This is a genomic window from Oceanobacillus sp. FSL H7-0719 (genome assembly GCF_045040795.1).
Taxonomy (GTDB): domain Bacteria; phylum Bacillota; class Bacilli; order Bacillales; family Amphibacillaceae; genus Oceanobacillus.
The window spans coordinates 3,842,453-3,851,365 of sequence record NZ_CP150301.1; the positions used below are offsets into that span (position 1 = coordinate 3,842,453).

Sequence of the window (8,913 nt, forward strand, 5' to 3'; positions counted from 1 at the left end):
CCAAAAACAAGGCACCTTCGTGATAGGGAGGATGCCTTGTTTTCTTTTATGCATGTCTTTCTTGCAGTTCCTGTTTAATTTTACCTTCATTTTTCTCGTATTTAATATATAAAAACATAATTAGCGCAGCCATCGCAAAGAATATTGCTGGCAGCCAGGTGAAACTGAATTTAATTGCTGCTAATGCTGCTGGCGTTTGCTGGGTGTTTGCGATATATCCTGCACCGTCTAGAATGATGGAAGGAATAAAACTGCCCAGTCCCGAACCTAGCTTAATACAGAATGAAATACCAACAGCGGTTAAGAATCCGCTCGCTCTGATGCCATTTTTCCATTCTCCGTAGTCAACTGTATCAGAAAGCATGGCAAACGGTAAGGTTACTGCGATTCCAGTTCCAAGTGACGCAATAATCCACCCAATAATAATAACGGTTACATTATCACCAGTAAATCCAATAATTAATTGCCCAATGGTGGCTAACGATAATCCGATAATCTGAGTATGCGATTTAATAATGCGCTTCACAATGAAAGGGAGAACCGTAATCGAAACCATCTGGAAAACTACAAGTCCATTTAAAATAGATGCCAGGTTTTTAAATCCAAGATTGTATTCTGCATAGTAGATAACCGTTGATGTTCTTGCGGTATTCGCTACCCAATATAAAATAAATACAGCAACTAAAATCATCCATGGCCAATTTCTTTTCGCAGCCCGAAAACTTTCGCGTATTGAAAGGGAATCCTCTGCTTTTGTTGTGCCAATTTCTTTTGTTCCTTTAAAGGCAAAAAACAAAAGAAAAACAGCAATGACTCCGAAAATCGCAACGGTGATGCTGAATCCTGCTTTTTCGTCACCTTTCCCAAAGAAATCCACTAAAGGAAGTGTTAAAGAAGCAGCAACTAAATAGCCAATCATTCCACCATTACTTCTCCACGAGTTTAATTTAACCCGCTCATTGGAATCATAAGTTAAGTTAGGGAGCGCAGAGGACATGGAAGCACTAATTCCTGTATAAATGATACCTGCGAGAATATATGTAACTAAAGCATACATATTTTTCGCCCCAACAGAAATATCCGGTGCCTGGAATGCGAGGAAAACAGCTATACCAAAAGGAACTGCAAGCCATAACCAGTATGGTCGGCTTTGTCCCCATTTGGTGTGTGTATGATCAATAATAATTCCCCAGATAGGTGCATCCAATGCATCAACAAACCGTGCAACAAGTAAAATAAAACCTGCTGCTGCGACGGATATGCCTAACACATCTGTATAGAAATACATAATAAAACTGGTCAATGTAACGTATAGCAAATTCCCGGCGGTATCGGTGCTTGCATAAGACAAAACTCGTTTTAATGGCATTTTTTCGTGTCCTGGATTTTGCTCTGTGTTAAGCTCTTGCTTTAATGGTTCCATTGTATCCCTCTTTCCTGTTCGTTAACTTTGATAAAACGTCCGTCCGCATAAAGTATTTCATTTATAATTTCGCCACGCTCTGAAATAAAATGTGCATCCGCATCATAAAAATGATACTCAGAAGGATAGGGTGCATAGCTATGAATCAACAGCCCTTTATCTGTCTGTTCAATAGACCCATTGATTACTTTTATCTCGTTATCTTCCTCATATAAGAATGTCTTTTTCCCGAATCCATCAAGATATGCTACAAGTTCTTCACCCATATCCCAATCAGAGGTTTCTTCTTCTTTATTGAAGAGCTTGGCAAAGATTCCGCCGTCCCGATAAAATGTCGATTGTCCAAAGCGATTCCGTGATAAATCAGGGCGATTAAGATGTGGACCTGCTATACTGTAGGTAGATGCAGCTTCTCCTTTGCTTAATCGTTTATCTATCGCTCTTGCATTTGGGTCATAGCAATATAAAATACCGACTGTAGCGCGATATGCTGCTTTCAGGTAGCGCGCATCATGCAGTGCTTCATATGCTTTCAGTGTTCCTGCTGCAGTCAGCCCGCCCCATAGAGAGTGAACCATATAGGAAAGTGCTTCCCACCAGCGATCTGGATTTTGTGCACGGAAATCATTCGAAAACCCGATATTGGCAATTAATAATTCACCATATCGTTTCGCTGCTTCCTGACGATCCGAACTTGCGAGTGCACCAGCGGCAGGACCAAATCCCGCATTATCATAGAAATGTTCTGTAACAGCTGCTTTGTAGGAAACACTGTCTGTGGCAACTGTTTCTGCAATGCTTGTCCATAATTCATTCATTTCTATATATTTTTCATGGAGACCACGTTCTTTCAAGTCTTTTAATAAATCATTGATATATAAGAAATAGGTACCAAGCATTTGGGCTTCTTCCTTTCCGCGTTCTGTTTCATGCAAATCAGGATTTACACGTAAACAAAAGACGTCCGCTGCCCATTCCAAATACGTGTTTGCAGAGTTGTATTGTAAAGTTTCATCATCAAATTGTGATAGAAGATAGAAAACATGTCCAATATATTCAAAATCCATGCAGCGGTAAAAATCACCATAAAGGTCTGCTGGTTTTGTGAAATCTCCATCCACAAACCATTTTGGACGAATATAGTTCACACAGCTTTCTTCAACTTTTTCTACCTCCGTCTTGTTCGTCTTTTCCAGCAGATTCTTTTTCAGAACAAAACTGAGTTTTCCCAGTGATTCGCCTTGATTCGAAACAGGAAAGTAAGAATAAGGGATTTCTGAATCTGCCCCTTGATAAAGCACTTTGCTGATATAGTCTGCACGATCTGCCAGTATGCGTTGAATTGGCTCCATCACATTCAGGATGAAACAATCAACTTTACCATTACTTAGTTTCACACAAAGCTTATGCTCACCAGGTTCTGTAAAAACTAAAGTTCCTGCGTAAACGCTGCCATTTTTTTGAATCTTTTGCTTAATATTTTCCGAATTTACTGTTTCACTTTGATCCTTAGATTCGACCCATGCATCGATTAGAGAGTTGTCAGAAGCTAAGCTGACAGAGAAATGATAGGGTCTTTCAACAATTGCGAGTGGATCTGCATCGTAAACGGGGTGGCCATAACTTTTACCAGTTTGATAGAAATTATCTAGATTGCTAAACTCCTCGAAGGCAAACTGCCATTCTTTCATTTCATTCGCTTTCAAAGAAAACCTGTCTTTTGAATAAATCCAATCGGAATTTTCAAACCCAGCAGGGTAGCCGCCAGCAAATACAAGTTGATGAAATAAAAGCCCATCAAGTGATGGTGAAACGTTTTCAAAAAAGCGATTTTCGTAATCACAATATGTACCAATTGATTTTGTTTCACCTTTAACCTGGTAGACCCCAAGATGTGGTGCCTCATTACTTCTTCTTACACATGCAAGCTTCGTAAAGTCTTTAGAAATCGAAGGGAAAACGGCTGCAGATTGTTTTGTCTGCATCGGTAAATCATTGATGCGGTACATAACATAAGCAAAAGAAGCCCAAACCGTAAAATCAGAAACATCAAGCGCTTGATTTGTTCGGTTTTTTAATTGAATTGTCCAATAGAAGGCATCCGCTGACTGACTTAAGTCATAAATAAATCGCACTTGGATGTCCTCAAATAAATAAGTTACAGTTGCCACATGATTGGAAAAACTGACATCTGCTTCAATTACACGGCTATTGTACGTTTTAGCTTGAACAGTTAGGGAAAAGCTACCAAATAACTTATCTGTCGCATCATAGTCTGCTTGATTAAGATAATCTGTATCGATCATCCAATTCATTTGGCTGGGATCATTTTTAAAAATTAATTTTGATATATTTCCACTTGGAAATAGTTCCACACGAAATTTATTATTTTCCATTAGTAAACCCCTTTCTATAATAAAGCTGTATTCCTCTCTTACAGGAATAGAAAAGCACAGAACAGCTAAGTAATGCGCTGACAGTAATCGCTTACACTGATTATATTCGAATGAATCATGGAATGAAATAAACGATTTCAAGGGATTTTTATACTATTTCACTCGGTGATAAGGTGAAAGGAGATATGGACAGGGAGGTAAGAAAAAGCTGGGACAGAGGTTGTGGCCCTTGTCCCAGCTTCTATCCAACGTTGTAATATCTCGTTTGTTCCGTCTGATTCTGATATTTGGGATCTGGAACAAGTGAAAAGAGAATGAAAGCAATCAGTAAGATGCGATTGCCTATTGCTGTCATCTCCAGTTCGGGAAATAAAGCAGCAATAACAAAAGGATATAAGAAGAAAACAATCGTTAATGTCATGAAGTGACTTGCCGTCCCAGCAACTCTTTTTTCAAATTCTCTTTTGGTTCTTCGGCTTCTCGAGAAGAAGCGCAGGAATCTTGCGAGAGATTTAAAAATCCCAGCTATCCGAGTCTTTACAAGGAATCTGCTGTTAATAAGAAATACAAACATATAAAGAATGCCATATGCAAATGAAAACTTCAGCAGTCCCTGATTTTGTTCTGACAGGAAATGAACAGCTTCGCCATTGGCAAAGAACTGTGGTTCGCTATGTAAGTAAGGGTGAATAAATATGATAAGGCCTGCCCCCAAGCTAAACATCAACGTAAAAAAGATAATGAACAATACATTTAAAACAACATACAGTGATTTTCCTAAAACTTTAAACAGCATGGTAAGTAATGCAGAACGCCTGACAACCGCAGCCCCAATTGCAATCAGAATAATAATCAGAAAAAAAATACCGTAATTTATGAGTGCTTCAAGCAATTTTCTCCCTCCTTGTATAAGTCATTATAAACGGAAACGAGTAAATCGAAAAGATGACAAAGGTTTATAGGCAAAAGGAATTATTAGATGTGGAAAAAATAAGCTTTATTTCAAGCATGTTTTCTCAGCAATTCTCAAATACTTATAAAAGGGTGATATTTCATAACTTCTCCTCAATCGCTGTTGCTATAAAAAATTAATACTGTAATTGTGATTGAGTTTAGAACCTCAAACAGTGGGTTATAACTGCTTTGTCTATTCTTTAAATGAAACATTTGTTCTTATTTTGTTTTCGTGTTATGATTTAACTGTTAGTTAATACAGAAACTTCAGATTAAATACCTCACAAGACTGTCCGCCTAGAAGAAATTATCCCAATTTGTTTTTAGTGCTTTTTATTATTTTATTATGTATTTAAAAGTATTTGGCACGTTCGAAAACGCAGTTTGAACTATTTTAAGAATGAGCAAATATTATAAGGGGATGTGTTAAGATGAATGCAAGCTTTCAGATAATGGAGGATGGGTTAAATTATACAGTGGCAACAAGAGTATTAGAGGGGATGAATAAGTATAAACGTGATAAAGAACAAGGCAAGTCACGAATACTTAAACGCGTGAAACTCGAAAGATTGATGGACTTAAAAATTGATTATGCTTTTAAACAATTATTTGGAAGTGAAAAGAACAAGGAAATTACCGTTGTATTTCTTAATGCATTTCTGGCAAAAACGGGACGGAAACCGATTAAGGATATTTTATATATGAATATAGAGGACGCGGCAGAATATAAGGGTGATAAACAGGCGAGATTGGATTTGGCAGTTACTACACTTGAAAACGAAACAATTAATGTTGAAATTCAGTTCACTAATAAATATAATATGGTAAAACGTTCGATATATTATTGGGCGGGTCTATACCGCTCCCCTTTGAAAAGGGGCAAAAGTTACTCAGAGTTACAGCCAGTTATTGCTATAAATATTATGAACTTTAATCTGTTTGACAAAACGAAGCCATTTCATACTAGATATCATTTACATGAGGATGTAGAAAAGTTTAAGTTAACCGATGTCATGGAATTTCATTTTGTTGAAATGCCAAAATTAATGCAAGCTTGGAGGGTTGGAAAGCTCAATCCATGGGATGATGTTCTGGCCAGATGGTTATTGCTGCTTGGTATGGTAGATCATAAAAACGATAAAGTCTATAACGATATTTATCAAGAATTGGAGGAAATTGCTATGAAAGACGAATCATTGCGTGATGCTTTTCAAAGCTGGGAAGAACTGAGTATGACACAAAAGGAATATCTTGCCTATGAATCACGGTTGAAGTTTATTAATGATGAAATTGCAGCAGAGCGGGAGGCGGAACTTCGCCTAAAAGCAGGAATTGAGAAGGGAATAGCAGAGGGGCTAGAGAAAGGCTTAGAAAAGGGCATAGAACAAGGCATAGAACAGGGTATGGAGCAAGGTATAGTACAAGGTATAGTACAAGGTATAGAACAGGGTATAGAGAAGGGAAAAGAACAAGGAAAAGAAAATGCAAAAGAGGAAATTGCCCGGCGACTGCTCAAACTGGGGATGGAAACAGATTTAGTTGCAAAGTCTGTGGAACTGCCCTTGGTCAAAGTGGAGGAAATCCAATTTTTAGACTCGGATAAGCAATGAATTATATAAACAATCACAGTTGGCAATCAGCCCTTAAGATATAAAAAAAATGTATCTTAAGGGCTGATTTTTTTATAAAAAGATTACTAAATATGAGCATCCCCTGGGCATGGTAAATTCATAGTTTCCACATTTATTTATCTATTTACCAAAAAACACCCCTAATCCCCGACTCTTTTCGATTATAGAAGGGAAGGGAGGGAAATTCCATGAAGAAAAAGATAATGACCGTTGATGAAGTCGCAGCATATTTCGGTTTGCATAAAGATACGATTTATGACCTTGTAAAAGAGAATAAACTGCCACATATCAGACTTGGCGGAAGGATATTTTTTCTCGAAGATGTTCTGGAAAATGGATGATGGACAATATGGCGAATCGCTAAATTGAACAGAAGAAAGTATCATTCCCTGTATCTGTTAAATAATGTGACCTAGTCGGGGAATGATTCACTTTCTCAAAAGGAGCAACCTGCCCATAGACGCAAGGTGCTTCATCCAGCAAAGCGGACAGCTTTGAATGATAACAAGAGAAACGGACTCTAGAGGTTCTTTGCTTGCATTCAAAAGATGCAGCAAAGAACTTTTTTTGTTATCAAGAATTAAAACAATTGAAAGGATGATGAAAATGAATGCAATGGGATTTATTCGCGGGTATCTGTCAAAGAACTGCAGCAATGAGGATTTTATGATTTTAGTTGGTGAAGGGATAGAGCAGCAGCTTAAAGAATGGGATGAAGCTTATGAAGTGAATATCATGAAGTTCAAGGATTATGTTTTTGTAGTGAAGAATGGAGCAACCTGCTATGAAGTATTTATATCAGAAAGTTTGCTTGCAGAATTGCAAGAACAAAGCCCATTTTCACTCGATCAGAAAATTTGGCTGGATCTGGAAGGACAAGGACTGGAAATCGTAATGGGCTATGGAGATTATTTGATGAAAGTATTGGGAAGAGAGTAAAGGTTTAAAACCTGGATTTGGCTTAATCCGACTATCGCTGCTGTTAATAACATTTCGTCATGCAGCGAGAATATCCAGGTATTCAACCCATCTTGTTCTCTAAAGAAGGCCATAGTTTCATTGATAAAATAGCTCTGTTTTAACTTCAAAAAAGACGCCTATCCTTTTCAGGAAAGCGCCCATTAAAGAAAATCTATTTAGTATGAATCAATAAAGTATTTTATCCGGCTTAGATTGAAACATCAACTGTTAAAAACTCAGGCAGCTGTTTTTCACGCTTGTCGAGCATAATCTGTTCTGGATTAATACCTTGCTCAAGCAGAACTTCAATGTTATCTTTCAGGAATTCGTCACTGCCGACAACATAAAAGAGTCCATCCTTATCTGCTGCAAGATTTTTCACTTCTTCATAGTATGTTTTACGGTTATCAACAAATTGCGATATGAACTTCTTGTCAGTTGCAGTTTTAAAAATATCAGTGAATAAGAAATCTCTTGAAGAATCAATGTTCAGGGAATGCATTTGATTGACATTGTCTGCACGTTCAAAATAATCAAGTACAAGCGGTCTGAATGTTGCAAGGCCAACACCTGAAGACAACAGGTAAACATTTTTGTCTTCTCTTCTAAGCGGCACATTCGAATGAATCTTAAATATTGCAACTTCATTACCAACTTCAAGTGTTCTTAAAATCGTTTTAAATTCAGAACACTGCTCTTTGATGCGTGTAGTGATACCGATTGAATCCTCGTGCGTCAAAGTGGAGATTGACATATGACGAATCAGGCTTCGGTTCGGTTTATCACCGGCATTAAAGCCTTCCAGTGCCAAGTGAATGTGTGCACCTTCTTCCCATGTAAGGCCTTCCGGTCGGTCGACAAGGTATGTTTTAACCTCTGGTGTTTCTTCAATAATCTTATTTATTTTAGACCAGTATATTTGCATAACGGATCCCCCTTATTGGCTTCTAAATCATATTGTTTAATATACAATAAATGATAACAATTCTCAATTAAAATGCTCAATGCCTAAATAAAATATCATTTCTCATAAACGAACAAACACATTTATTTAAATCAGATAAATATAAACAGCGAATCCAATTACACCCAATAATATCAGTGCAGCACTTTTTATAAAATCTGTTTTTCCTTTTTTCCAACTCACTAAGCTTGTAGTAAACCAGCTGATAAGCACAAGTGTAGCTCCAAGATGTTGAATTAATTTTACTGTTAAAATCATACCAGATAAGAACATCAGCATGCCTATAACAGGAAAACCTAAACCGAAAAGAACAGAAGGACGCTTTAACTGGCGTTTGAATTCTTCCTGTTCTTTTTTATTCATTTTAAGATAAATATTTATCAAAAAGATAATTGGAATAAACCATATTGCGATTAAAAATAAAATCCGAATAAACCCCATATGTACACATCCTTTCTATGGCTGTAATTTCGATTATTTATTGAGCAGGAGACTGCTGAATGGAGAAGGTCCATATGCAAACTAATTACCCCTCAAGTTCTTTCCACTGCTTAGAACAATAATCAAAAAACTTTATGTTTTTTT

At 37.2% G+C, this 8,913-nt stretch carries 8 protein-coding genes; 3 read left to right on the forward strand and 5 right to left on the reverse strand.

What is annotated here, in order from left to right; genetic code table 11:
- Positions 1-46: 46 nt before the first annotated feature.
- The 3 genes from NST93_RS19530 to NST93_RS19540 form a co-directional block, all read right to left on the reverse strand.
- Positions 47-1,423 (reverse strand): glycoside-pentoside-hexuronide (GPH):cation symporter, encoded by a 1,377-nt coding sequence (locus NST93_RS19530; RefSeq protein ID WP_405099960.1) that lies wholly within the window; start codon positions 1,421-1,423, stop codon positions 47-49.
- On the reverse strand, positions 1,411-3,819 hold the full coding sequence (locus NST93_RS19535) for a hypothetical protein (RefSeq protein WP_405099962.1): 2,409 nt from the start codon (positions 3,817-3,819) through the stop codon (positions 1,411-1,413). Before NST93_RS19535 ends, NST93_RS19530 begins: the two co-directional genes overlap by 13 nt.
- Positions 3,820-4,060: 241 nt before the next feature.
- Positions 4,061-4,711: a hypothetical protein gene (locus NST93_RS19540; RefSeq protein WP_405099964.1), complete on the reverse strand. Its 651-nt coding sequence runs from the start codon at positions 4,709-4,711 to the stop codon at positions 4,061-4,063.
- Between the two features lie 493 nt (positions 4,712-5,204).
- Here NST93_RS19540 and NST93_RS19545 point away from each other — a divergent pair, with 493 nt between their 5' ends.
- The 3 genes from NST93_RS19545 (at position 5,205) to NST93_RS19555 (ending at position 7,343) form a co-directional block, all read left to right on the forward strand.
- Positions 5,205-6,383, forward strand: coding sequence for an Rpn family recombination-promoting nuclease/putative transposase (locus NST93_RS19545; protein WP_405099966.1), 1,179 nt, complete (start codon positions 5,205-5,207; stop codon positions 6,381-6,383).
- Positions 6,384-6,592: 209 nt separating this feature from the next.
- A complete protein-coding gene (locus NST93_RS19550) occupies positions 6,593-6,745 on the forward strand; it encodes a helix-turn-helix domain-containing protein (protein WP_405099968.1) in 153 nt (50 codons plus the stop codon).
- Positions 6,746-7,010: 265 nt separating this feature from the next.
- Positions 7,011-7,343 carry a hypothetical protein gene (locus tag NST93_RS19555; RefSeq protein WP_405099970.1) on the forward strand — a complete coding sequence of 111 codons (333 nt, stop codon included), beginning with the start codon at positions 7,011-7,013 and terminating at the stop codon, positions 7,341-7,343.
- A gap of 229 nt (positions 7,344-7,572) precedes the next feature.
- On the opposite strand, the gene NST93_RS19560 is transcribed toward NST93_RS19555, so the two are convergent.
- A complete protein-coding gene (locus NST93_RS19560) occupies positions 7,573-8,289 on the reverse strand; it encodes a dihydropteridine reductase (RefSeq protein ID WP_405099972.1) in 717 nt (238 codons plus the stop codon).
- A 126-nt stretch (positions 8,290-8,415) separates the two neighbouring features.
- A complete protein-coding gene (locus NST93_RS19565; protein ID WP_405099974.1) occupies positions 8,416-8,769 on the reverse strand; it encodes a Fe3+-siderophore ABC transporter permease in 354 nt (117 codons plus the stop codon).
- Between the last annotated feature and the right edge of the window lie 144 nt (positions 8,770-8,913).

Excerpts from the sequence above, each read along its gene's own strand:
- NST93_RS19530 (WP_405099960.1), bottom strand. The coding sequence starts at position 1,423 with ATGGAACCATTAAAGCAAGAGCTTAACACAGAGCAAAATCCAGGACAC.
- NST93_RS19535 (WP_405099962.1), bottom strand. The coding sequence starts at position 3,819 with ATGGAAAATAATAAATTTCGTGTGGAACTATTTCCAAGTGGAAATATA.
- NST93_RS19545 (WP_405099966.1), top strand. The coding sequence starts at position 5,205 with ATGAATGCAAGCTTTCAGATAATGGAGGATGGGTTAAATTATACAGTG.
- NST93_RS19550 (WP_405099968.1), top strand. The coding sequence starts at position 6,593 with ATGAAGAAAAAGATAATGACCGTTGATGAAGTCGCAGCATATTTCGGT.
- NST93_RS19555 (WP_405099970.1), top strand. The coding sequence starts at position 7,011 with ATGAATGCAATGGGATTTATTCGCGGGTATCTGTCAAAGAACTGCAGC.
- NST93_RS19560 (WP_405099972.1), bottom strand. The coding sequence starts at position 8,289 with ATGCAAATATACTGGTCTAAAATAAATAAGATTATTGAAGAAACACCA.
- NST93_RS19565 (WP_405099974.1), bottom strand. The coding sequence starts at position 8,769 with ATGGGGTTTATTCGGATTTTATTTTTAATCGCAATATGGTTTATTCCA.